At 43.6% G+C, this 25,265-nt stretch carries 20 protein-coding genes; 16 read left to right on the forward strand and 4 right to left on the reverse strand.

Going from position 1 to position 25,265, the window contains the following annotated elements; all coding sequences use genetic code 11:
* Positions 1–387: 387 nt before the first annotated feature.
* From H0S56_RS07450 to H0S56_RS07475, 6 genes are all read left to right on the forward strand, one after another.
* Positions 388–1,542, forward strand: coding sequence for an acyl-CoA dehydrogenase family protein (locus H0S56_RS07450; RefSeq protein WP_004280318.1), 1,155 nt, complete (start codon positions 388–390; stop codon positions 1,540–1,542).
* A 31-nt stretch (positions 1,543–1,573) separates the two neighbouring features.
* The gene (locus tag H0S56_RS07455; protein WP_005246320.1) at positions 1,574–2,773 is read left to right on the forward strand and encodes an acyl-CoA dehydrogenase; all 1,200 of its coding nucleotides are present in this window, start codon (positions 1,574–1,576) and stop codon (positions 2,771–2,773) included.
* Between the two features lie 254 nt (positions 2,774–3,027).
* Positions 3,028–4,308, forward strand: a complete 1,281-nt coding sequence (locus tag H0S56_RS07460; protein ID WP_180180723.1) for an MFS transporter — start codon at positions 3,028–3,030, stop codon at positions 4,306–4,308.
* Between the two features lie 40 nt (positions 4,309–4,348).
* Positions 4,349–5,020, forward strand: coding sequence for a 3-oxoacid CoA-transferase subunit A (locus tag H0S56_RS07465; RefSeq protein WP_195724757.1), 672 nt, complete (start codon positions 4,349–4,351; stop codon positions 5,018–5,020).
* The gene (locus H0S56_RS07470) at positions 5,020–5,679 is read left to right on the forward strand and encodes a 3-oxoacid CoA-transferase subunit B (protein ID WP_005096908.1); all 660 of its coding nucleotides are present in this window, start codon (positions 5,020–5,022) and stop codon (positions 5,677–5,679) included. Before H0S56_RS07465 ends, H0S56_RS07470 begins: the two co-directional genes overlap by 1 nt.
* 230 nt (positions 5,680–5,909) lie before the next feature.
* On the forward strand, positions 5,910–8,489 hold the full coding sequence (locus tag H0S56_RS07475) for a bifunctional diguanylate cyclase/phosphodiesterase (RefSeq protein WP_180049420.1): 2,580 nt from the start codon (positions 5,910–5,912) through the stop codon (positions 8,487–8,489).
* A 173-nt stretch (positions 8,490–8,662) separates the two neighbouring features.
* Here the strand turns inward: H0S56_RS07475 and H0S56_RS07480 are convergent, their stop codons facing one another.
* The 3 genes from H0S56_RS07480 to H0S56_RS07490 form a co-directional block, all read right to left on the reverse strand.
* Positions 8,663–9,862: an MFS transporter gene (locus H0S56_RS07480; protein ID WP_195724758.1), complete on the reverse strand. Its 1,200-nt coding sequence runs from the start codon at positions 9,860–9,862 to the stop codon at positions 8,663–8,665.
* Between the two features lie 17 nt (positions 9,863–9,879).
* Positions 9,880–11,145: a DcaP family trimeric outer membrane transporter gene (locus H0S56_RS07485; protein ID WP_004646966.1), complete on the reverse strand. Its 1,266-nt coding sequence runs from the start codon at positions 11,143–11,145 to the stop codon at positions 9,880–9,882.
* A 117-nt stretch (positions 11,146–11,262) separates the two neighbouring features.
* Positions 11,263–12,561 (reverse strand): MFS transporter, encoded by a 1,299-nt coding sequence (locus H0S56_RS07490; protein WP_005096906.1) that lies wholly within the window; start codon positions 12,559–12,561, stop codon positions 11,263–11,265.
* Positions 12,562–13,017: 456 nt separating this feature from the next.
* Here H0S56_RS07490 and H0S56_RS07495 point away from each other — a divergent pair, with 456 nt between their 5' ends.
* From H0S56_RS07495 to H0S56_RS07505, 3 genes are read left to right on the forward strand one after another with little or no spacing between them, the layout of a single operon-like run.
* Positions 13,018–13,791, forward strand: coding sequence for an enoyl-CoA hydratase (locus H0S56_RS07495; RefSeq protein ID WP_114541734.1), 774 nt, complete (start codon positions 13,018–13,020; stop codon positions 13,789–13,791).
* Between the two features lie 2 nt (positions 13,792–13,793).
* Positions 13,794–15,314, forward strand: coding sequence for a 3-hydroxyacyl-CoA dehydrogenase (locus H0S56_RS07500; RefSeq protein ID WP_195724759.1), 1,521 nt, complete (start codon positions 13,794–13,796; stop codon positions 15,312–15,314).
* Between the two features lie 25 nt (positions 15,315–15,339).
* Entirely contained in the window at positions 15,340–16,560 is a 1,221-nt protein-coding gene (locus H0S56_RS07505; RefSeq protein ID WP_195724760.1) for a 3-oxoadipyl-CoA thiolase, read from the forward strand.
* Between the two features lie 112 nt (positions 16,561–16,672).
* Here the strand turns inward: H0S56_RS07505 and H0S56_RS07510 are convergent, their stop codons facing one another.
* Positions 16,673–17,110, reverse strand: a complete 438-nt coding sequence (locus H0S56_RS07510) for a PaaI family thioesterase (protein WP_180087008.1) — start codon at positions 17,108–17,110, stop codon at positions 16,673–16,675.
* 110 nt (positions 17,111–17,220) lie between these two features.
* Here H0S56_RS07510 and H0S56_RS07515 point away from each other — a divergent pair, with 110 nt between their 5' ends.
* The 7 genes from H0S56_RS07515 to H0S56_RS07545 all read left to right on the forward strand — a co-directional run bounded on the left by H0S56_RS07515 (position 17,221) and on the right by H0S56_RS07545 (position 25,205).
* Entirely contained in the window at positions 17,221–17,976 is a 756-nt protein-coding gene (locus tag H0S56_RS07515; protein WP_195724761.1) for a class II aldolase/adducin family protein, read from the forward strand.
* Positions 17,973–18,896 (forward strand): 2-hydroxyacid dehydrogenase, encoded by a 924-nt coding sequence (locus H0S56_RS07520; RefSeq protein WP_103800033.1) that lies wholly within the window; start codon positions 17,973–17,975, stop codon positions 18,894–18,896. Before H0S56_RS07515 ends, H0S56_RS07520 begins: the two co-directional genes overlap by 4 nt.
* A gap of 37 nt (positions 18,897–18,933) precedes the next feature.
* Entirely contained in the window at positions 18,934–19,722 is a 789-nt protein-coding gene (locus H0S56_RS07525) for an enoyl-CoA hydratase-related protein (protein WP_195726064.1), read from the forward strand.
* A gap of 11 nt (positions 19,723–19,733) precedes the next feature.
* Entirely contained in the window at positions 19,734–20,714 is a 981-nt protein-coding gene (locus H0S56_RS07530) for an NAD(P)H-dependent flavin oxidoreductase (RefSeq protein ID WP_195724762.1), read from the forward strand.
* Positions 20,715–20,925: 211 nt separating this feature from the next.
* Positions 20,926–22,728, forward strand: a complete 1,803-nt coding sequence (locus H0S56_RS07535; RefSeq protein ID WP_195724763.1) for an acyl-CoA dehydrogenase C-terminal domain-containing protein — start codon at positions 20,926–20,928, stop codon at positions 22,726–22,728.
* A 128-nt stretch (positions 22,729–22,856) separates the two neighbouring features.
* On the forward strand, positions 22,857–23,696 hold the full coding sequence (locus tag H0S56_RS07540) for an alpha/beta fold hydrolase (protein WP_195724764.1): 840 nt from the start codon (positions 22,857–22,859) through the stop codon (positions 23,694–23,696).
* 12 nt (positions 23,697–23,708) lie between these two features.
* Entirely contained in the window at positions 23,709–25,205 is a 1,497-nt protein-coding gene (locus H0S56_RS07545) for a flavin-containing monooxygenase (protein ID WP_195724765.1), read from the forward strand.
* Positions 25,206–25,265: the final 60 nt, after the last annotated feature.

A 25,265-nucleotide genomic window follows, 5' to 3' on the forward strand; every position in this document is an offset into this window, starting at 1 on the left:
GAAAAGAATCCTGTTACCCAAGTTTAAAGACGATAAAAAAATCATCTAGTTTTTTAGGTTTAATACGTAGCCAACACATTTAAGAAGTTTCAATTTCTCCGAAAGAGTCAGTGATCGATAAGTATTACAGCAAGAAAAAAAGGTTTAATCATCTATTCAAAAGAACTGATAAGTGAAACAATTATTCATCAAAATATTTCGTATCGTGAAATTAAATCTTAAACATAAATCAACTGGAATACCAGAAAAATTTCATTTTTTAGTTAAAACATAAAATTTTTAATAATTTCACTTGCTCAAAATGATTTTATATGATTATTTATTTCGTAATACGAAACAAAAATAAGGGTAAAGGAATTTACCTAAATTATATCCATGGAGATTCATATGATTCGTGATCCGGAAATGCTAGACCAACTTCTGTCAACGATTCGCGATTTTGTAAAAAATGAACTGGTGCCTCTTGAGCATGAAGTAGAAGAGAACAATGCCATTCCTGAACATATTGTGGAACAGATGAAAGAGCTGGGCTTGTTTGGCCTGACGATTCCAGAAGAATATGGTGGTTTAGGCATTACCATGGAAGAAGAAATTCTGGTCGCGATGGAGTTAGGTCATACATCGGCTGCCTTCCGCTCTTTAATTGGTACTAACAACGGCATTGGCTCAAGTGGCATCATTATCGACGGTACAGAAGAACAAAAACAGAAATATTTACCGCGTTATGCAACGGGCGAAATTATTGGTTCATTCTGTTTGACCGAACCGGATTCAGGCTCAGACGCTGCTGCTTTAAAAACCAGTGCAGTCAAAGACGGCGATTATTATATTTTAAACGGAACTAAACGCTTCATCACCAATGCGCCACGCGCCACGACATTTACCGTGATGGCACGTACCAATCAAGAGATTAAAGGTGCGAGCGGTATTTCAGCATTTTTAGTTGAAGCAGGCACACCTGGTTTAAGCTTAGGTAAAATTGACAAGAAAATGGGCCAACATGGTTCCTATACCTGTGATGTAATTTTTGATAACTGTAAAGTGCATAAAGATCAACTGATTGGCGGTGTAGAAGGGATCGGCTTTAAAACAGCTATGCGTGTGCTGGATAAGGGCCGTCTGCACATTGCCGGTTATAGCGTCGGCATGGCAGAGCGTATGCTGGAAGACGCACTTAACTATGCAGTGGAGCGCAAACAGTTTGGTCAGCCCATTGCGAATTTCCAGCTGATCCAGGGTATGTTGGCAGACTCCAAAGCCGAGATTTATGCAGCCAAATGTATGGTTCTGGATGCTGCGCGTCTACGTGATGCTGGCCAAAATGTTACGACTGAAGCCTCTTGTGCCAAAATGTTTGCAACTGAAATGTGTGGTCGAGTTGCTGATCGCTGTTTGCAGATTCATGGCGGAGCGGGTTATATCAGTGAATATTCAATTGAACGTTTCTACCGTGATGTGCGTCTGTTCCGTTTATATGAAGGAACGACACAAATCCAGCAAATTATTATTGCGCGTGAAATGATTAAACAAGCAACCGCCTGATCTCATAATTTTAAAATAAGGAAATATTAAAATGACGACAAAAATTAGATTTGATTGGCAAGACCCGTTTTTAATCGAACAGCAACTGACGTCAGAAGAGCGCATGATCCGCGATGCAGCGGCAGCGTACTGTCAAGACAAACTGATGCCGCGGGTACTGGAACAGTTCCGCCATGAAAAAACCGATCCGGCTATTTTCCGTGAGATGGGTGAACTTGGTCTGCTAGGCCCAACCATTCCGGAACAGTACGGCGGTGCAGGTTTAAATTATGTCAGTTATGGTCTGATTGCTCGTGAAGTTGAACGTGTCGATTCAGGTTATCGCTCAATGGCCAGCGTACAAAGCTCTCTGGTGATGGTACCCATTAATGAATTTGGTTCTGAAGAGCAAAAGCAGAAGTATTTACCAAAATTAGCAACCGGTGAGTATATTGGTTGCTTCGGCCTGACCGAGCCGGATCATGGTTCGGATCCGGGCAGCATGATTAGCCGTGCCAAAAAAGTCGAGGGTGGTTACCGTTTAACTGGCGCAAAAATGTGGATTACCAACAGCCCGATTGCTGATGTATTTGTAGTTTGGGCTAAAGAAGTTTCTGCCGAAGGTAATGTCGGTGACATTCGTGGCTTTATTCTAGAAAAAGGCTGGGAAGGGCTTTCTGCTCCAGCGATTCACGGTAAAGTGGGTCTACGTGCCTCGATCACCGGTGAAATTGTAATGGATAACGTCTTTGTTCCAGAAGAAAATGCATTTCCGGAAGTTCGTGGTTTAAAAGGGCCTTTTACTTGCTTGAATAGTGCGCGTTACGGGATTGCCTGGGGTGCCATGGGAGCTGCAGAATTCTGCTGGCATACCGCACATCAATACACCATGGATCGTAAACAGTTTGGCCGACCACTTGCTGCGAATCAGTTAATTCAGAAAAAACTGGCAGATATGCAAACTGAAATTGCCCTTGGCTTACAGGTGGCTTTACGTTTTGGCCGCATGAAAGATGAGGGCATTGCGTCAGTTGAAGGTACGTCTTTAATTAAGCGTAATAACTGCGGCAAGGCGCTGGATATTGCCCGTTTGGCCCGTGACATGATGGGCGGTAACGGGATTAGCGATGAATTCGGTGTGGCCCGTCATCTGGTTAATCTGGAAGTGGTAAATACCTATGAAGGTACCCATGATGTACATGCCCTGATTTTAGGTCGTGCACAAACCGGAATTGCAGCCTTTTGCAACTAAACCTGACATCAACTTCTAGCCAGCATTGCTGGCTAGATTGTTTTACGGGTTTAAGAATTGTGCTTAATCACATCATTCAATGTATTGCTACGTGATTTCTGCAGAGAAAATTTATCAAGAACTTTGAAAATCATTTTATACCACCTTGCTAAAGCGTGGTAATGATCAGCGAATATTCTATATTTCACCTAAATAATTAAGTGAAATATGCGTTTTAAAAAGGCACAGGAGTGCCGAAAAGTAGAAAGAGCATTATGGATACGATCAGTTCACAACAACACCCAGTGGAAGGTGGAAACGAACCCAAGCAAAGAGTCTGGATTCTGGCCTTTATTTTCTCATTTTTAGCATTACTGGTTGATGGTGCTGATATTGCGTTATTAGCCTACAGTCTGACCAGTCTGAAACAAGAGTTTTCATTAAGTAATATGCAGGCCGGTGCCTTAGGGAGCTGGACGCTTGCAGGCATGGCTATCGGCGGTTTTTTTGGTGGCTGGGCTTGTGACCGTTTTGGCCGGGTTCGTGTGATCGTCATTGCCATTGCATTATTTTCTTCATTAACCTTCTGGTTAGGATTCGTAGAAAGTTATGATCAGTTCAAATGGCTGCGCTTTACGTCTGCGATTGGACTAGGTGCTCTATATATTGCCTGTAACACACTCATGGCAGAGTATGTACCCACCAAATATCGCTCTACAGTATTGGCAACGCTTATGACTGGCTGGACTTTAGGCTCGGTGGTCGCAACTGTTCTGGCTGGATGGCTATTGCCTGAATTTGGCTGGCGATACCTCTATTATATTGCCATTATTCCAATTGTACTGGCCTTCGCGATGTACTTCTTGGTGCCTGAACCGAAAGCTTGGTTAGAAGCACGTCAGGCCCGCCTGGATGCAAAAGCCAGTGGTATTGTTCAGGAAAAACCAAAAAATACTTTTAAAATGATTTTTGAAGATGCACTCAGCCGTCGCATGTTTATCCTCTGGTCCTTCAGTACCGCATTTTTACAGTTTGGCTATTATGGAGTCAGTAACTGGCTACCGGCCTATTTAGAGACTGATCTGGGAATCAAGTTTAAAGAAATGACCATGTATATGATCGGGACTTTCCTGATCATGATGTGTACCAAAGTTATTGCCGGTTTCATCGCTGACCGGATTGGCCGTCGTGCGGTATTTGCTTTTGGTACCATGGGTACGGCAATTTTTATCCCTGTGATTGTCTTTGGTAATACGCCGGATAACATCCTCTGGCTGATGTTATTTTTCGGTTTTCTCTATGGTATTCCATACGGTATTAATGCGACTTACATGACAGAAAGCTTCTCCACCAAAGTACGTGGAACAGCCGTGGGCGGTGCCTATAACGTGGGCCGACTGGGTGCTGTATTTGCACCTCTTACTATTGGCTATTTTGCTCAAGGAGGCTCAATTGGTACGGGCTTACTGATTATGGGCATTGCCTATTTTCTTTGCGGTCTAATTCCCGCTTTCTTTATTAAAGACCGCTTATTTGATCCGCAAAAGGCAGATTAATCTGCAATTGCAATATAGATAGAACATGCTAGGAAGCAATATGATGAATAAAATCACACAGGATATCGAGACAGTACTCAAGCAAATTCCCGATGGTGCACACATTATGACTAGTGGTTTTGGCCTGGCAGGTCAGCCGGTAGAATTAATCGAAGCATTAATTGATCTTGGTCCTAAAGACTTGACCATTATTAACAACAATGCTGCTTCCGGAGATCGTGGGTTAACCAATCTGCTGTTGTCTGGACTGGTTAAAAAAATGATCTGTTCATTTCCACGAGCCAATAACTCAACCGTCTTTGAAGATCTGTATAAAGCCGGAAAAGTTGAGCTGGAACTGGTGCCACAAGGCAATCTGGCCTGCCGTATTCAGGCAGCCGGTGCAGGCTTAGGAGCTGTTTTTACTCCAACCGGTTTTGGTACCAAAATAGCTGAGGGTAAAGAAACCCGTAATATCAATGGAAAAGATTATGTGCTGGAATATCCGATACATGCTGATTATGCCTTGGTTTATGCCAATCAGGCAGATCAGTGGGGCAACTTGACCTACCGTAAGGCAGCACGGAATTTTGGTCCGATCATGGCCAAAGCAGCAAAAACCACCATTGCACAAGTCCATCAAGTTGTGGAACTGGGAGAACTTGATCCAGAGATCATTGTAACGCCAGGAATTTTTGTACAGCATGTGGTCAAGGTTGGAGATATTAAATAATGAATATTCAAAAACGTAGTCGTGAACAGATTGTAGCTAAAGTTGCACAAGACATTCCAACCGGCTCTTTTGTAAATTTGGGTATTGGTTTACCGACACGCGTAGCAGGTTATTTAAAACCTGAACAAGGAGTAATTCTACACTCGGAAAATGGCGTTTTAGGTTTTGCTGCATTGAGTGATCCTGAACAGGCAGATGATGATCTGATTAACGCCGGCAAAGAACTCGTAAGCATGTTGCAAGGTGGCAGTTTTATGAATTCTGCCGACTCTTTCGATATCATGCGAGGCGGGCATCTGGATATCTGTATCATGGGGGCTTTTCAGGTCGCTATTAATGGTGATCTGGCGAACTGGCATACCGGTAATGCTGATGCTGTACCTGCTGTAGGCGGTGCGATGGATCTGGCAGTGGGTGCTCGCTGTGTCTATGTTTGCATGGAACATGTGACCAAAAACGGTGAGGCAAAAATTGTTGAAGAACTGACTTATCCTCTAACAGGTAAACATTGTGTCAACCGTATTTATACTGATTTGTGTGTGATTGAATTAAAAGACCTACAAGCTCAGGTTATTGAAATAGTGGATGGCTTAAGCTTTGAAGAATTACAACAGCAGACAGGCTGTAAATTAGTGGACAGTCGTCAACAAGCAGCCTAAAAATAAGTCCGCAATATTCTGATTAAGTAAAAGTATAGTTTTAGATCACAGCTTCGGCTGTGATTTTTAAATTTTAGAATTATTATAAAATACACGTAATATTGACCGTATTTCCGTATTTCCGTATTTCCGTATTTCCGTATTTTAAAGATATAAATACAAACTTTTGCTAATGATTATTTTAATAATAAGTCTAAAATGTTAAGAAGCTAAGGAAGGTGATAGTCTGAATGAATAATAATTGTGATGATCAAGAAATTTTTCATATTTTTAATCTGATTGGTCGCCATACTGAACTTAAGCCTATCCTCGATGTCATTAGCCAGTGGCTTGAATCGCGCATTCCAGATGCGCTTGTCACCATTATGCTCTATCAGGATGACACCCAAACTTTAAATGTTATAAGTGGCAAACAGCACTTTTCAAAAGAGTACTGTAATGCTATTCAAGATTTGAAAATTGGGCCAAATCAAGGATCGTGTGGCGTAGCTGCTTTCTTACGTCAGTTGGTCATTAGTCCGAATTTAATGAAAGACCCAAACTGGCAGTCTTACCGTGCTTTGGTAAATGCAGAAAAATTGTCTAGCTGCTGGTCTATGCCGATTATTAATGCTTCAGATATTTTGTACGGAACGTTTGCCACTTATTATCGAACACCGAAAATACCGACTGAACATCATATTCAGCTTTTACAGCAAGCGGCAAAATTAGTTGCTCTGGCAATTGAGCTTGATCAAGAACGTCAAAAAAGACATGAGCTTAATGAAAAATACAGCTCATTTTATACCTATCATCCAGATATTATTTTTGAACTTGACCTACAGGGACATGTGCTTAATACCAATATTGCTTGCGAAGAAATTACAGGTTTTTCTAAAGCGCAAATCCATGGTCAGCACTATTGTGCCTTCATACCGCCCGAATTCCATGAACTTGCTAACGTTTCATTTTCAGAAGCGGCGCAAGGTAAATCTCAACATTATGAACTTCCAATTTATAATGTTGCAGGCGATATCTTATGGCTGGATCTGACCAATTTACCGATTATTCAAAATCAGAAAGTCACCGGTATTATTGGCATTGCCCGAGATATTACTGTATCGCGTGAAAACAAGGAGTCTCTACGATTATTAAAACGGGGGGTAGAGGCCAGTCCGAATAGTCTTTTTATTACCGATGTCTCTGAAGAAAGGCTAATGGTGTATGTAAATCCGGCTTTTCTAAAGCTCACCGGTTATACAGCAGCAGAAGTATTAGGACAAAGCTGTTTTTTCTTACAGGGTCCAGATACTGATCCGGATCAGATTGCATTACTCAAGCAAGCGGTCAAAGAACAAAAAGAAATTCAGGTGACTATAAAAAGTTACTGTAAAGATGGTAGCTGGTTCTGGAATCGTTTAACTATAGGTCCTATTTTTGACCAGACAGGAACCTGCACCCATTTTTTGGGGATTCAGGAAGATATTACCCAGCAACGTATTCACGAAGAATATATTCAGCATCAGCATACCCATGACCATTTAACCGGTTTACCGAACCAGTATGCATTCAAACAGATTCTGGAAAATATTTTTGAAGCACAGCACGAGAGCTCACAACCTTTAGTCTTGCTGTATATAGATCTGGATGATTTTAAAAATATCAATGACAGCTTAGGTCATCTGGTGGGTGACCAGATTCTCAAAATTGTAGGCGAGCGGCTGCAAAAATTTGTTCAAGGCAATAATGTGCTATGCCGCTTCGCTGAAGATGAATTTATTTTGCTGCTCTCAGGGACAGATGAGCATACTGAAGTCGAGGCGATCGCCGGAGAAATTCTTGATCTTCTTTCCATGCTGTTTATTGTTGATCAGTACAAAATACATTTAAGTGCCAGTATTGGTATTGTGGCAGATGACAGTTCGATCCATCATTCTTCTGAATTGATCTATCAGTCTGTTTTGGCGATGCAGGAAGCCAAAAGACAAGGTCGTAATATGTGGCAGTGGTATGAAAAAACCAGAATGCAGCCTGTCGCAGAAATAGACTATACCAATCTGCGTCTGGAACTCATGGAAGCGATCAATCAAGAAAATTTTGACCTGTTCTATCAGCCGCTGGTTCATCCTGAAACTGGACTGGTAACAGGTGTAGAAGCTTTAATCCGTTGGTGCCATCCACAGCAGGGTTATATTTCCCCAGCGATTTTTATTCCACTTGCAGAAAGAACTGGGCAAATTATTAGTGTAGGTCAATGGGTATTGGAAAAGGCCTGTTTAGATATTGCCGAGTGGAACAAGACACACAATAGCCAGATCACGGTATCGGTGAATATTTCTCCTTTGCAATTCCGTAGAGCAGGCTTTTTGCAGGTGCTTGAACATGCACTTGAACTCAGTCAATTACCGCCGGAATTACTTAAAATTGAAATCACGGAAGGTGTCATCATTAATGGTGCAGATCGAACCATAGAAATTTTGAAAGCAGTGCGTGCTTTAGGTGTACAGGTCGCCATTGATGACTTTGGCACAGGTTATTCGAGTCTCAGTTATCTGCGTCGCTTGCCGATTAATCAAATCAAGTTAGACCGTAGTTTTATTGAAGAGCTGACCCTCGATGGCCAAGATGCTGCAATTGTGCAATCGATTATTCACTTGGCACATCAGCTGGATTTGGAAGTTGTCGCAGAAGGTGTCGAAACCGTAAGTCAAGCCAGTTTGCTCTATCAACAGGGCTGTGATTTGCTACAGGGCTTTTTTTATGCAAAACCTGCGCCTTTAACTGAATTGAAGCCTGTTTATCTCGCAATGGAAAATAGTAAATTGAATTAACTCTAAAAAGTTAAGATATCAATATTTTCAACCGCTCTTCAGATAGAAAGGAAACGTTAAACAGGCTTAAAGAATTTTTCTATTTTATCAGCGTATCATCTCTATAATTTATGCTCGGTACAGAAAGCGGGATAAAAAAATAAGCTTTTAACCCCAAAGGTTTTTAACAGTATCTAAGGCTCAGGCTGAATATTGGCTAAATTTCTTTCTTGGTTTAAATCATAATAGTTAATCAAAAAGATCAACACGGCAAAAATAAAACCTAAAATGACGCAGGCAGACCAGCCATAGCTTTTCCATAAATGCAGCGATAAAAATGCACCCAGACCGGCACCTGAAAAATAACAGGTCATATAGATGGCATTAATCCGCGAGCGAGCCTGCATTGAAATTCGATAGACCAGATTCTGGTTCAAGACATGCAAACAGGAAATTCCAAAATAAGCCAGAATTAAGCCCAAGATATAAATCCATAAATAATTCTGGGCAAAGAATAAAGGAATCCAGGCCAGAATCAGTCCGCACGTAGCCAGATGCGCAATCCATTTTTCCCGATGCCTGCCAATCATTTTACCGGTCCACTGAGAGGACCAGATGCCGACCACCCCCACAATGCCCATGAGGCCAATCTGGAAATCATTAAAATGATAAGGTGCTTCAGCCAGAATAAAAGTCATGGTAGTAAAGATAATACTCAGCACGCCAAAACCCAAACCTCCGATCATACTACGCCGGATCAGCATGGGTTCTGTGCGTGCAAAGGTAAATAGTGAGCGATAAATTTGCAATATATTCATCTGCAACTGGCTCTTAGCGCTTGGTAACTGGAACCACATGGCCAGACTCAGCAGAAGAATTGCACAACCACTAAACAAGTACACCGCATGCCAGGACCATAAAGTAGAAATCAGTCCGGCCACGGTACGGGCAAACAGAATACCCACCAGAACACCACTCATGAGTAGGCCAACGACTTCGGCACTTTTATCACGCTGCGACAGGCTGGCGGCAAAAGGAATCAGAATCTGGGTGGTGATCGAACAAAAAGAGGCGAGCAGGGTAAAGCCATACAACATATGCAGATTGGTACTGGCTGAAAGCCCAATAAGCGCCAATCCGGTACAGAACATCAAACTGCAGATATACAACCGTTTTTCGAACAAGTCACCCAAAGGGACAAACAAAAATAATCCGGTGGCATAGCCAATCTGGGTCAGTACTACAGTCCAGCCAGACTGAGCCACACTGATCTGCAGATCCTCTGCAATAGAATAAATCAAGGGCTGGTTAAAATAGTTACAACCTGCGCAGAGTGCGCAGGTCATTGCCATCATGAACATGAAACGGCGTGAAATTTGCCCTTGGGCTGACATCCTTGTCTCCTGAGGCTTTAAAAACTATAGTTGGCAGAGAGGTTGATACGCGAAATATCTGCTTCCTTATTGTCAAAGGTTTCACGCTTGCCATGATGATATTCTGCACCCAAATTAATCTTTGGAACAGGAGAATAGATCACGTTAGCCACATAGTCGGTTAAGCGCTTATTGGTTTCCGGATTGGCTTTGGCATAATCGCTAGAATCATCAAAATCAACCACGCTGGCATTAATACTACTACGTAGTTTCGGCGTAAATTTATGCGTGAAGCCAATATTTATACTATTGAACTCATTCAATAAAAGTTCATTATTGATTGGATCGACTGAATAATCGCCACCCCAGGCAGCACCATCGGTTGTTGAACCTTGAGTCAAGAAAGCTGCAATACGCTGATCACCGACCATATGGAAATAGTTCCCCTGAATTGAGTTTTGATCATCTAAACGGTAACGTCCACCAACGCCCACACCCCAGCCAACTTTTTCAATATCACCTGTATCTGTTTGCGCTTGCTTTTGATTGACAAAGCCTTGAGCTAATAAATGAAGAGGGCCTGATTGATGAACATATTTAGTGCTTAAGGCAGGTAAGGCAGAAGAACGATCGCCACCGGCCATGTACTCCAGACCGACATTCCAGGTATTTTCCGGATCAAGTTTGAAAGCATAGCTCACCTGAGGTGTACGTAAGACTGATCCACCCAGGAACAAGCTGTAGTCGACAGCTTCAGTGCTAATCTCTGGTGTTGACATCAATGACCAGGCCTGACCAAACGTCCAGTTATAGTATTTTAAGTGTGCATGACGGATACGTAATCCACCATCGCCTTTACCATTGTTGGTCCAGAAGTCGGCTTCTAAACGAGCAGAAACATTCGGATTGCCTCCTAGATCTTTGGCCAGGAAACCAATCCGGCTGGCAGCCGCAGTAAAATCGGAACGTACAGAATCCGGTTCAGTAAAAGGTACTTTATTAATCTGGTTAATGGTACGGCCACGGGCTTCAGTAGTACTTTTGAAATCGACTGCACCATCAAAGCGGATCAAGCCATAAACATCGACATTATCTACCATTGAACTCAGCGTTTTAGAGTCTTGCGCTTTGGCTTGTTCCTGCTGGTTCTTTAATGCAAGTTGCGCGGCTTTTTGTTGTTCTAGTTCTGCCTGGATTTGCTTTAACTGTGACTCAAGAAATTGCATACGGTCTTCAGAAGCTTCTGCTGAAAATGCCTGTGCTGAAGCAATACCACATAATGTCGCTAAAACTAATTTTTTCATTTCTTAATCCCTAAAGAAATTTTTAATCCTGAATGAAAGGAGACCTTTCTATACTGACGTGTTGTAAATATTTGAAGTGAGGAAGGCAGCGATTTGACCTGCCTTCCGAAGTAGGGTTTATTCTGCTTTTTGCGGATCGTATAAACGGTCTTTAATAAACAGGGCAGGAATCAAACCGCATAGGAAATATGCTGCACCCATTACCAACAGACCTGTACCGATCGAACCATGCATCGCCAGATAACCAATCGTAATTGGCGCAAAGATTGCACCGATACGACCAATATTGAATGCACCGCCCACCGCTGTACCACGAACACCAGTCGGGAAACTTTCGGTTAGATAGGTTGCATTGATGGCATATGGAATACCGTACAGGAAGCCGAAGATTAGCATCAGTACGCCAATGTTATCGGCATTATGCATATACACCACGACAGGGATAAATAGCGCTGTTCCCATGGTGCCGAAAGCAAACACAATACGGCGACCAATTTTATCAGCAACATAACCTGCAATGATTTTAGCAAAAATCATGGTGATGAATGTACCCACCATATACAGTGCCATTTCTTTAAACTTAATGCCTAATTCAGCTTCAAGATAACTTGGCAACCAGTTACTTACACCGAAGTAACCAAATAACAGGAAACCGGAGCTGAAAGACCACAAGATGAACATCTTGCCATGAGTTTTATCTTTAAGAATGGTGATGTATGGATTACCTTTTTTGGTATCGTTATCCACAATCTGACCAGTTCTTTTCATTTCACGGACACGTTTCCATGATTCTGGCTCTGGCACCATAAAGTGCATCAGGATACCCAAAGCTAATGGAGCAATTGTGATCCAGTACAGCATACGCCAGCCGAACTCAGGAATAATCCAGCCTGAAATCATGGTAATCACCAATGAACCTAAAGTGAAACCAGTCATCAATGTTGCCAGTACAGTAGTACGGTATTTGGTCGGTACGTATTCTGACATCAGGGTATTACAGGCAATATATAAACAGCCTAAACCCAAGCAAGAAAGAGTACGTAAAATTGCAAATTCAGTATAAGACTGAGCAAAACCTGAGTAGGCTGACAAGATCGAGAAGGCGATGGTGGCCAGTACAATGACGCGGACACGTCCAAATTTGTCGCATGCCCATCCACCAATAAAACCTCCTATCCCCATACCCAAAAGAGAATAACTTCCTAAAGCACCAGCCTGTACAGAAGTTAGTCCCCATTCAGCTTTCAGACTGGTCAGGCTGAAAGCCAGAATCCCGATATCTGCACCGTCACAGAGCAAAATCAGAAAAGCAAAGACAAAAGCCGTCATCCATAGACGTTTTGGCGCCTGTTTGATGGTATCCGTGGAGGAGACATCGGTTTTATTGTCTCCTGTTACGATGGTATCGCTTGTCATTCTTATATCCTCTATATATTAAAAGTAGCATTTCCTCTGCTACCGCTAAATCCATTTTTCTTCCTCACGGAAACATAGTTTTCCTGATTTAACAGACTTGCTCCTGAACGCTACAGCCGCTGTATTTATTATCAGGCTACATTCGATTTTTCACGATTTACGCTAAATCAAAATCATCTCATTGATGGAAAATTTGATTTCGTAAATTAATTTTAAGTTCTGCCTTATGGTGATTATTCATTTAAATGGATAATCAGATTGCATTTAAAATATTTAATTCCGTATTGCGAAATCAATTAATCACAAAATAAGCATCTAAACAAGAGTTTTTACTCTATTTTTAGTAAAAAATAACTTTTTTTGAATTCTGGAGTTAAAAATCCTTGATTTATAGCTTGAGAAACCTTAGTTTTATATAAAATAAAATTTCGCTATACAAAATAAATGGAGATTTTAATGGAACAGGTCGTTCAAGTAGAACAAGTTTCAGCACATGTAGCGATGGTTAAAATTCATCGACCAGAAGCGAAAAATGCCCTGAATACAGAAGTTCGCCAGAAACTTGCGGCGGCATTTTTGCAACTGAATGACGATGAAAATGTACGTGCCATTATTCTTACCGGTGGTGAAACAGATTTCGCAGCAGGTGCCGATCTTAAAGAACTGGCCAATGCAGAAACCATTCAAATGATGCAGCGCCGGACTGAACGTTACTGGCAGGCGATTGCACAGTGTTCAAAACCGGTGATTGCAGCTGTAAACGGTTATGCACTTGGTGGTGGCTGTGAACTGGCGATGCATGCAGATATTATTATTGCCGGGAAAAGCGCCCAGTTTGGTCAGCCTGAAGTGAAAGTGGGTGTCATGCCGGGTGCCGGTGGTACCCAGCGATTATTCCGTGCCGTGGGTAAATTCCATGCGATGCGTATCATCATGACGGGTTGTCTGATACCAGCGCCGGAAGCTTATCAGATTGGCCTAGTGTCTCAAGTAACGGAAGACAGCGAAACCCTTGCAACAGCAATCAAGATGGCTGAAGGTCTGGCAAAAATGCCGCCAATTGCGCTTGAACAAATCAAGGAAGTGGCTTTACTGGCTGAAGATGTGCCGCTTAATGCCGGACTTACCCTGGAACGTAAGTCTTTCCAGATGCTGTTCTCATCCGAAGATCAAAAAGAAGGTATGCAGGCCTTTATCGAAAAACGTAAACCGAATTATCAGGGACGATAGGCATGAGCATTCAAATTCAGAAAATCGGAATTATTGGCGTAGGCACGATGGGTGCAGGTATTGCCCAGATTGCGATTCAGTCTGGTCATGACGTGATACTGTTTGATGCCAAAGAAGGGGCAGCTGAAGAGGCACAGGACAAACTGGCCAAAACATTAAATACCTTGGCAGATAAAGGTAAATTCAGCCACGAAAAAGCAGCTGAAGATATTGCCCATTTATCAATCGCACAGCAATTAGAAGATTTGAAAGATTGTGATCTGATTGTTGAGGCGATTATTGAGAATCTGGAAATCAAACAAAAGCTGATGCAGCAACTAGAAGACATTGTTAAACCGGAAGCCATTTTGGCATCGAATACCTCTTCATTATCGATCAGTGCCATTGCTGCCAATTGTAGTCAGCCGGAACGTGTGGCCGGCTATCATTTCTTTAATCCGGTACCACTGATGAAAGTGGTCGAAGTAATTGAAGGCTTTAATACCCGCGCTGATATTGTGCAAGCCTTGACTCAATTATCTACCAAGATGGGTCATCGCCCGGTCAAAGCCAAAGATACCCCAGGATTTATTATTAACCATGCCGGCCGTGCCTTTGGTAGCGAAGCCTATGCCATTCTGAATGAAAATGTCACGCCATTTTATGAGATTGACCGGATTTACCGCGATGGGATCGGTTTTAAAATGGGACCTTTTGAGCTAGGTGATCTGACCGGTATGGATGTATCGCATCCGGTGAGTGAATCGATTTATCACCAGTATTATGAAGAAGCACGTTACCGTCCAAGTGTGATTACCCGTCAGCGCTTTATTGCCAAACAGCTCGGTCGTAAAACCGGTAAAGGCTTCTATGATTACACTTCAGGTAGCAAAGTAGGGGATGTGGCTCCAACACTGGTTGAAAAACTCGATCAATATCCAGCAGTCTGGCTAGGCACCGAATATGACGAAGACCGTCAGGCACTTGAGCAATATCTGCAACAGTTCAACATTCATATTGAGCAAACTGAGACACCTTCAGCAGAGGCTTTAATCCTGATTGCCACTTATGGTGAAGATGCAACATCAGCTGCGATCCGTTATCAGGTGGCACCTCAACAAGTGGTGTGTATCGACCTACTGTATGGGCTGAATAAACACCGCACCTTAATGCCAACTTTTGTGACCAAGCCTGAACTGACCCAAGCGGCTCAATCGATTTTCAATCTGGATGGTGTGACTGCGAGTGTAATTCAGGAAAGCGTTGGCTTTGTGGCTCAACGTGCTTTGGCAATGATTGTGAATCTCGGCTGTGATATTGCCCAGCAAGGCGTCGCGACAGTTGAAGACATCAATGTTGCGGTAAAACTAGGCCTCGGTTATCCGCATGGCCCAATTGAATGGGGTGATGTGCTGGGTGCTGAAAAAATTCTGAAAATTCTGGATCGCATGACTGCGATTACCCGTGACCAGCGTTATCGTCCAAGTCCTTGGTTGCGTCGCCGCGTTCAGCTTGGTCTACCTCTTGTTCATACAACACATTAATTAGAAAGTTAAAGGAATAACACTCATGTTAAATGCCTATATTTATGATGGTTTACGTTCACCAATCGGTCGCCATGCAGGAAGTCTGGCAAGCGTACGTCCAGATGATCTGGCAGCTACAGTCATTAAAAACCTGCTGGAAAAAACCGGTATTCCGGCAGCAGATGTAGAAGATGTAATCTTTGGTAGCACCAACCAGGCCGGTGAAGACAGCCGTAATGTGGCACGTTTTGCAGCATTGTTAGCAGGTATGCCGGTAACAGTTCCGGGTCAGACGGTAAACCGATTATGTGCTTCAGGTCTCGGTGCTGTGATTGATTCGGCACGTGCCATTACTGCAGGTGAAGGCGAGTTGTACATTGCTGGTGGCGTAGAAAGTATGACCCGCGCACCTTTTGTGATGGGTAAAGCAGAAAGCGCTTATTCACGTGATGCCAAAATTTATGACACCACGATTGGTACACGTTTCCCGAACCGTAAATTCACGGATCAGTTTGGCGCGCACAGCATGCCTGAAACAGGTGATAACGTGGCTGAAGAATTTGGCATTAGCCGTGAACAAGCTGATACATTTGCAGCTGCATCACAAGCCAAATATCAGGCTGCAAAAGAAGCGGGATTCTTTGAAGGTGAAATTACCCCAATTGAAGTATCACAAGGGCGTAAATTACCGCCTAAACAGGTGACTGAAGATGAACATCCACGTGCATCTTCAACATTTGAAGCATTATCCAAGCTACAACCGCTTTTCGAAGGTGGTGTAGTGACTGCGGGTAATGCATCAGGTATCAATGACGGCGCTGCAGCACTGATTATCGGCAGTGAAAAAGTTCAGGAACAGTATGGCTTAAAACCTTTGGCTCGCATCCTGTCTTCTGCAGCCGCTGGCATTGAGCCACGCATCATGGGTGCAGGCCCAATTGAAGCGATTAAAAAGGCAGTACAACGTGCTGGTTTGACGCTGGACGATATGGATATCATCGAGATTAATGAAGCCTTTGCCAGTCAGGTATTATCTTGCCTGAAAGGTCTGGATGTCGCTTTGGATGATCCGCGTGTCAATCCAAATGGTGGTGCGATTGCCATTGGTCATCCACTGGGCTGTTCGGGTGCGCGTTTGGCTTTAACCGTTGCACGTCAGTTACAGCGTACCGGTAAAAAATATGCCGTGATTAGTCTGTGTATCGGTCTGGGTCAAGGCTTGGCGATGGTGATTGAAAACCCTGAAGCTGCATCACAGCTTTAGTCATAGTCTTAATGCCATGTATCTATGATATGCATGGCATTCTTTATTGGGATTTTTCTTTCAAAATAAAAATCCCTGCACATGCAGGGATTGATTACATCACTGTAATGATTTACTTACGGGCAGTGACTAATAAAGTCGCTGAACCAAAAGCATAAACTTTACCTTCTTTATCGATAATTCGGCCTTCTGAGGTCAGTACATTACGCCCGATCCGGATGACTTCACCAATAGCTGTATAGGTTTCGCCGCTTTTCATCGCTTTCAGCATTTTTACATTCAGGTCAATGGTCGAGAAACTGACACCTGCATCTACTGTCGTATGCACGGCAGCGCCAGTGGCACTATCTAGAACCGTTGCACAAAAGCCGCCATGAATACCACCCTGTAAATTATAATGGCGCTGATCAGGACGCACCTCATATTCCACATAGTTTTCGCGTACCAAGATCAGACGCATGGGAATAATTTCACTCATGGCTGAACTGGAAATTTCCCCATTCTTAATTGCGGTTAGATATTCGAGTCCGTTTAATTGTGATGTTAACATATCAACTCCTTGTAATGATTTATTTCGCTTTATGAAATAATATTCTGTTTTTCTAAAATTATGATATAACAGATAGTGATCGAAATGCTATATTTTTCCAGGATGGAACGATGACAATAAAAAATCTCGTCACAGATGCTGAATGGCAGGCACGTTGTGAACTCGCAGCGCTTTATCGCATTATTGCGCATTACCGGATGACTGATTTAATTGATACCCATATCAGTTTAAGAGTCCCTGATCAGCCTGACTGTTTTCTGATTAATCAGTATGGTGTCGCTTTTGAAAAAATGTGTACCTCAACGCTGGTCAAGATTAATCATGAAGGGCAGGTCGTAGAAAGCTATGAACAGGATAAGCCGGTGAATATGGCAGGCTTTGTCATCCACTCCGCAATTCATGAAGCACATGCTCATCTGAACTGTGTCATTCATACGCATACTGCAGACGGCATAGCAGTGTCTGCACAGAAACACGGACTTCTTCCCATTTCCCAGCATGCGCTGAAATTTTATCAGCAGGTGGCCTATCACGAATATGAAGGCGTGGCACTCTCAACAGATGAGCAGGAACGCCTGATTCAGGACCTAGGCGGCCATCGCGCCATGATTTTACGCAATCACGGACTTTTAACAGCTGGCGAAACCATTGCACGGGCCTTTCATGAAATCTATTTCCTTGAGCGTGCCTGTCAGGCACAGGTGAAAGCCTTAAGTGGCGGTGCCGAACTGCATTATCCAGCAGAAGAAGTCCGAATTAAAACCGCCAAGCAGTTCGCCAGTCCTTTGGTTGAACCGATTTTACAGCATGCCTGGCAGGCTGCGTTATCCTTGATTGAGCATCAATATACGGAGTATGCATCATGATTGTGATATCCAGTACTGTGCCAAATATTGAAGCAATTCTGGTGAAGTCTTTTCAGAAATATGCGCCTGCTGGCAGTTTCTGTACAGTGGACAGCCCGGAAGCTGATCAGGCAACGACAGTTGCTGCCTGGTTTCCAGATCTGGAAAAACTCCAAAAACTTCCAGAACTTGGCCTGATTCATTCCATTGCTGCCGGGGTCGAGCATTTAAACTTAAATGCTGTACGCTCAGATCAAGCCGTTTGCCGGGTACTGGATCCACATCATCAAAAAGGCATGTTTGATTATCTGCTCTGGGGCGTGCTGTATTTCCAGCGTTATTTTGACCGCATGATCCAGCAGCAAAAGCAGCAGCTATGGAAGCAGTATCGCCAAAGTTATAGCCATCATATCCAGATCGGGATTATGGGCCTTGGCCATATGGGCGGTTATGTGGCAGAACGTTTTGCCGACATGGGCTATCAGGTGTCTGGGTGGTCCAATTCCCCAAAAGAGATTGCTCAGGTCAAAAGCTATGTCGGATCAGAACAAATTTCCGAGTTTTTGGCCCAAAGTCAGATCCTGATTAATCTGCTGCCACTCACTGAAGAAAATACCGGCATTCTTTCTGCTGAATTATTTCAGCAGTTGCCTGAACAAGCAGCATTAATTCATGTAGGAAGGGGTCAGCATTTAATCGAGCAGGATCTACTCAATGCACTGGATTCCGGCCAGTTACGTGGTGCAATTATCGACGTATTTGAACAGGAGCCATTAGCTGCTGAACATTCATTCTGGCAGCATGAAAAGATCGTAGTTACACCACATGTCGCCTCACATGCGCCCATGTCTGTGGTAGTGGAACAGATTCTGGAAAATGACCGACGTTTAAATCTCGGGCTGGATTTGTGCCATCAGGTAGATGTTAATAAAGGCTATTAATTGTAGAGATACAGACAAAAAAATAAGGAAATTGATGATGTGGGAAATGATTCAAACCCAGATTCAGCAAGGCGTCGCGACCTTAAGCTTTAACCGTCCAGATTCACTCAACAGTTTTAACCGGCAAATGCATGAGGAAGTGCAGCAGGTACTGAAAAACTGGAATACAGATCCGGATATTCGGGTGATTGTGATTCGCGGCAGAGGCCGGGCGTTTTCAGCAGGACAGGATTTAAAAGAACGTGCTGGACAGCTCGGCAATGTGCCTTTGCCACCGCAAGGCTCGCTGGCCAAATACTATAATCCCTTGATTAACCTGATCCGCCAGAGTCCCAAACCGGTGATTGCAGCAGTGAATGGTGTGGCTGCCGGTGCAGGTGCCAATATCGCACTGGCCTGTGATCTGGTCATTGCCAAGGAAAGTGCCCGATTTATTCAGGCTTTTTCTAAAATTGGCTTGATTCCTGATGCCGGTGGCACCTGGATGTTGCCACGTTTAATCGGTTATGCACGTGCCATGGCACTCACTTTTCTGGGCGAACCGGTGCATGCCAAAGAGGCCGCCGAAATGGGCATGATCTGGAAAATGCTTCCAGATACAGAATTTGATGCTTATATCGACGACATTGCACAGCGATTATCTCAACAGCCGACTTATGCGCTGGCTTTAACCAAACAGGCCTTGCAACGCAGTGCTGAAAATAACATGGACCAGCAACTGGAGCTGGAACAAAACCTGCAATATCTGGCTCTGAGCAGTCAGGACTATAAAGAAGGTGTCCAGGCTTTTGTCGAAAAACGCCCTGCACAATTTACCGGATGCTAAGGAGAGCATTTATGAAAATTCAGACCCGTATTACCGAGCTTTTAGGCATTCGTTATCCAATTATTCAGGGCGGCATGATGTGGGTCGGTACCGCAGAAATGGCCAGTGCCGTATCTAATGCTGGTGGCTTGGGAACATTAACGGCATTGACTCAACCGACGCCTGAAGCCCTGGTCAAGGAAATTGCACGCTGCCGAGAAATGACCGATCAGCCTTTTGCAGTCAATCTGACTTTATTGCCCGCTGTGAATCCGCCGCCATATGCAGAATACCGACAGGCGATCATTGAAAGCAGTATCAAGATCGTAGAAACAGCAGGCAACAAGCCTCATGAACATATTGAGGCATTTAAGCAACATGGCATTATTGTCATTCATAAATGTACTTCCGTTCGTCATGCGCTTTCAGCACAAAGAATTGGCGCGGATATCATTTCGATTGATGGTTTTGAATGTGCGGGCCATCCGGGTGAAGATGATATTCCTGGCCTGATTTTAATTCCTGCGGCAGCGGATCAGCTTACTGTGCCGATTGTGGCCAGTGGCGGTTTTGCTGATGGCCGTGGTCTGGTCGCAGCTTTGGCTTTAGGTGCTGAAGGCATCAATATGGGTACACGCTTTTGTGCAACTCAGGAAGCGCCGATCCATCTAAACATCAAACAGTTCTATGTCGACAATGATGAAAGGGCGACACATCTGCTGTATCGACAGTTCAGAAATACTGCCCGTGTTGCCAAAAATTCGGTATCTGATTTAGTGGTAAAAATGAGTGAAGATCCAGATCTGGAATTTGAACAGATTCGTCCCTATGTCAGTGGCTTAAAAGGCAAGCTTGCTTTAGAAAATGGCGATATTGATGCTGGTGTACTGACTGCAGGTCAAGTGATGGGATTGATTCATGACATTCCGACTTGTCAGACGCTGATTGAAAATATTATGCAGGAGGCAGAGCAGATCGTTCATCAGCGTTTAGCTCAATTTTTTCCACGTTAATTAACTTTAGTGCAGTCGCTGAATAGGAAAGCCATTCCACCATGAATGGCTTTTTTTCATCCTGTATATTTTTTATTTTTAAATGAGAAATTTCATCGAATGACTAGATTTTATTCTTTAAATTATATTATAGTGGATTTAAAACATAATTTCGTATTATGAAATTAATTGTCATAAATATACAAATTAGAACTCATACAAGGGAATTACGATGAGAAATTATATTGCGCCATTAAAAGACATGAAGTTTGTCCTGAAAGACCTGTTAAACGTTGAAAAGAAATATCAGGGCTATGCAAAATTCGCAGACAAGGTTTCTATGGATATTATGGAGCAATATCTGGAAGTCGCTGCGGACTTTTGCCAAAACGAACTTCTACCGATTAATGCGACAGGCGACCAGCAGGGTTGCCGTTTGCAGGATGGCGTCGTAACTACCCCGGATGGGTTTAAAGCAGCTTATGACAAATATGTAGAACTCGGCTTTACCTCATTAACTGGTGACGAAGCATATGGCGGTCAGGGCTTCCCGACCTTATACCGTATTGCCATTTCTGAAATTATTACCGCAACGAACTGGTCTTGGGGCATGTACCCAGGCCTGTCCCATGGTGCCATGCGTACTTTAGAGCACCACGGTAGCGATGAACAGAAACAGAAGTTTCTGGTACCTTTAATTGCAGGCCGCTGGACTGGAACCATGTGCTTGACTGAATCTCATGCCGGTTCTGACCTAGGTTTAATCCGTACCAAAGCAGTGCCAAATGAAGACGGCAGCTATAGCATCAGTGGCGAGAAAATCTTTATCTCAGCCGGTGAACATGATCTGGCTGAAAATATCGTGCATATCGTATTGGCACGTTTGCCAGATGCACCTGCGGGAACCAAAGGTATTTCGCTGTTTATTGTGCCGAAATACAATCTGGATGAAGCTGGTAATGTGGCTTCCCGTAATGGCGTGGTATGTAGCGCTCTTGAACACAAGATGGGGATCCACGGTAACGCGACCTGTGTGCTGAATTTTGATAATGCCAAAGGTTTCCTGATTGGGCCTGAAAATCGCGGCCTAAACTGCATGTTTACCTTTATGAACTCGGCACGTATCGGTACAGCCATTCAAGGCTTGGCAGCAGCAGAGTCTTCTTACCAGGGGGCATTGGCTTATGCCCAAGACCGTCTGGCGATGCGTTCACTTGAAGGTGCGAAAGCGCCAGGCCAACCTGCAGATCCGATTATCGTGCATCCGGCAGTACGTAACATGCTGCTGACTCAAAAGGTGTTTGCAGAAGGTTCACGTGCACTTGCATATTATCTGGCGACCTATGCCGATATCGCTGAAGCCACTGACAGCCCGGAAGAAAAGAAAGCAGCTGAAGACCGTCTAGCATTATTAACCCCTATTGCCAAAGCATTAATGACCGAAACCGGCATAGAAGCGGCTAAACATGGTATGCAGATTTTCGGTGGTCACGGTTATATTGCTGAACATGGCATGGAACAGATTGCCCGTGATGCACGTATTGCCAGCCTCTATGAAGGAACTACTGAAATTCAGTCCATTGACTTGCTGGCGCGTAAAGTGCTGGGCTCAAAATTGGGTTTGCTGACCGCATTAACCGATGAAATTCAGGGCTTTGTAAAAGAGCATCAGCAACATGTCCAGTTCAGCCAGCAAGTTGCACAAGTCAGCCAGTTGACTGAAAAATGGCTGAAATTAACCAGAACCATTCAGGAGCAGGCTCAACAGTCTGCCAATGAAATTGGGGCAGCATCAGTTGACTACCTATATTTCTCTGGTTATGTCGTGTCCGCTTATTTGTGGCTGAAAATGGCAATTACTGCGCAGCAGAAAATTGAAGAAGGCAATACTGATCCGTTCTATGCAGCCAAGATCAAAACTGCACAATTCTTCTTTGCGCGTATTTTGCCAAGAACTTCAACCCACTTTGCCAATATTCAGGCGGGCGGTGAAAGCCTGTTTTTACTTGAACCTGAAGAGTTCAAATTCGATTAAACCTTTTGACCCACGATACTCGTGTCGTGGGTCTTTTTTAATAATTTTTGCATCCTCACCCAATTCAAATATTGAGATTTATTCTCGGATATTGAATAAACCATAAAACAACAAGATCAGGAGTCTATATGGATTTAGACATGATTACTCGACAGTGTCCTTATGCTGATCTGCAGCTTAATTTTCATGAAGTCGGACAGCGTTCTGCATTTCCGACTATTATTTTGATTCATGGCACCGGTGGAAATACCGACAAGCATTTCAGCTATATTTTTCCGATGCTGGGTATTCATCAGCGGGTTTTATCCATTGATTTGCATACCCCGAATAAAGCTGATCTAAAGGTGACTGATTTTAGCCAACAGGTTGAAGCATTGATTCAGCATGCAGTTGCAAAAGATGAAATCATTACAGTGGTCGGCTATTCACTCGGTGCCGTGATTGCTGCACAAGTGGCAGCCAGTTTAAAACAGCGCGTAGCGCGTTTGATCTTGTTAGCCGGTTGGGCCAAAACCAGCTCGGTGCAACAACTGCGTACCGTTATCTGGCAACAGTTATTTACTGAACAATCTGCGGCCTTGCCTCATTTTGTCAATTATTGCCTATATAGCGATGACTATCTATCTGCCCGTAGCGAACAGCAGGTACTGGATCTGGCACGTTTTGTTAAACCTTCCCAAGATGCAGCCAAACAGCGTGAACTGAATTATCGCATTGATATTACATCAGCTTTATCTGACATCTGTGCAGAGACTCTAGTCGTTGCCTGTCGTGAAGACCGCATGGTGCCTGTAGCGCAAGCTAAACTGCTGTTTGCTTCAATTTCGAACAGTCGCTATATCGAAATTTCTTCAGGACATGCGCTCTATGTCGAAGCGCCAGCAGAAGTAGTGCAACTGATCAATCAGTTTAGCCAGCATCCAGAACAATATCCGGCGAATCAAAAAATCCAGCCTTATATGCCTTAAAGGAGATAAATAATGCAAGCTCAAGGACAGCGCAGCAAGATTCTGATTGTAGGCAGCGGTTTTGGTGGTTTGGGAATGGCAATCCGCCTTAAACAGCAGGGCATCCACGATTTTAAAATCATTGAACGTGCAGCAGAAGTGGGTGGAACATGGCGTGACAATACCTATCCCGGGGTCGCCTGTGATGTACCTTCCCATTTATATTCTTTCTCGTTTATTAAAAATCCCAACTGGTCGCGTGTCTTTCCACAAGGGGTAGAAATTCAGCGCTATTTAATTCAATGCTGTGATCAGGAAAATATCCGGCCACATATCGATTTTCATACCCAACTGGAAAAGGCCAGCTGGAATGCACGAGAACGCATCTGGGAAATTCACACCTCTATAGGTCTGTATCAGGCTGAGATTTTAATTACCGCAACCGGGCATCTGGCAGATGAGCATCTCCCGAAAATTCCGGGGCTGGAAGAATTTGAAGGCCAAGTGATGCATTCCGCGCGCTGGAACCACGAGCTGAATCTGGAAAATCAACATGTCGTTGTGGTGGGTTCTGGTGCTTCTGCCATCCAGCTTGTGCCGGAAATTTCCAAAACAGCCAAAAGCCTGACCGTCTTGCAACGTAGTGCGCCATATATTTTGCCCCGACCAGACCGAGCTTATTCTGAGTCAGAAAAACAGCTTTTCCGCAAAGATCCGGACAGTATGTCGGCCCTCAGACATTCCTTGTTCTGGGGCAATGAATACAATTTTGCCCAGCGCCGTAATCTGAAAAGCCAGATTGAGCGGGTCAAGAAAAACTGCCTGCAATTCTTAAAACATCAGATTTCAGATCCTGAATTACAGCGCAAACTTACGCCGAATTATGAACCTGGTTGTAAGCGCTTATTGCTTTCTAATGATTATTATCCAACTTTTCTAAAACCAAATGTCACACTTGAAGACTCAGCATTGGCAGAAGTTATGAAAGACGGTGTATTAAGCCAGGCTGGAAATAAATTTTCTGCAGATATCATCGTATTTGCGACAGGATTTGAAGCGGCACGTCCACCCTATGCCGCAAAGGTGGTGGGTAAACAGGGTTTAAGCCTGGAGCAGCAATGGTCCAGCGGTATGCAGGGTTATCAGTCAACGACCGTACACAACTTTCCAAACCTGTTCATCCTGAATGGGCCAAATACAGGCAGTGGACATAATTCAGCACTTTATTTTCTGGAAACCCAGTTTGATCTGGTGCTGGATGCCTTGCAGTTTTTTGAGCAGGAACAGATTCAGGTCTTTGAAGCGGATCAGAGTGCTGAAAATAGCTATATGCAGGAGCTACAGCAGCTTTCCCAAGGTAGTGTCTGGTTATCGGAAAGCTGTAAAAGCTGGTATCTGGACCCGGTCAGTCGCAAGCTGACTTTGGTCTGGCCGGATTATGCTCATTCATTTAGGGATAAAAATCAGCATTTTATTCGTAGCGGTTATCACTACCAGTATGTTGAATCGAGACAGCAGAAAGTGGTGTAAAAATATTTAATTAAAATCAAAATCTTATGGTTTAAATAATACAAAATAATTGTAAATCCA

The organism is Acinetobacter lwoffii, from assembly GCF_015602705.1.
GTDB classification, from domain to species: Bacteria; Pseudomonadota; Gammaproteobacteria; order Pseudomonadales; family Moraxellaceae; genus Acinetobacter; species Acinetobacter lwoffii_E.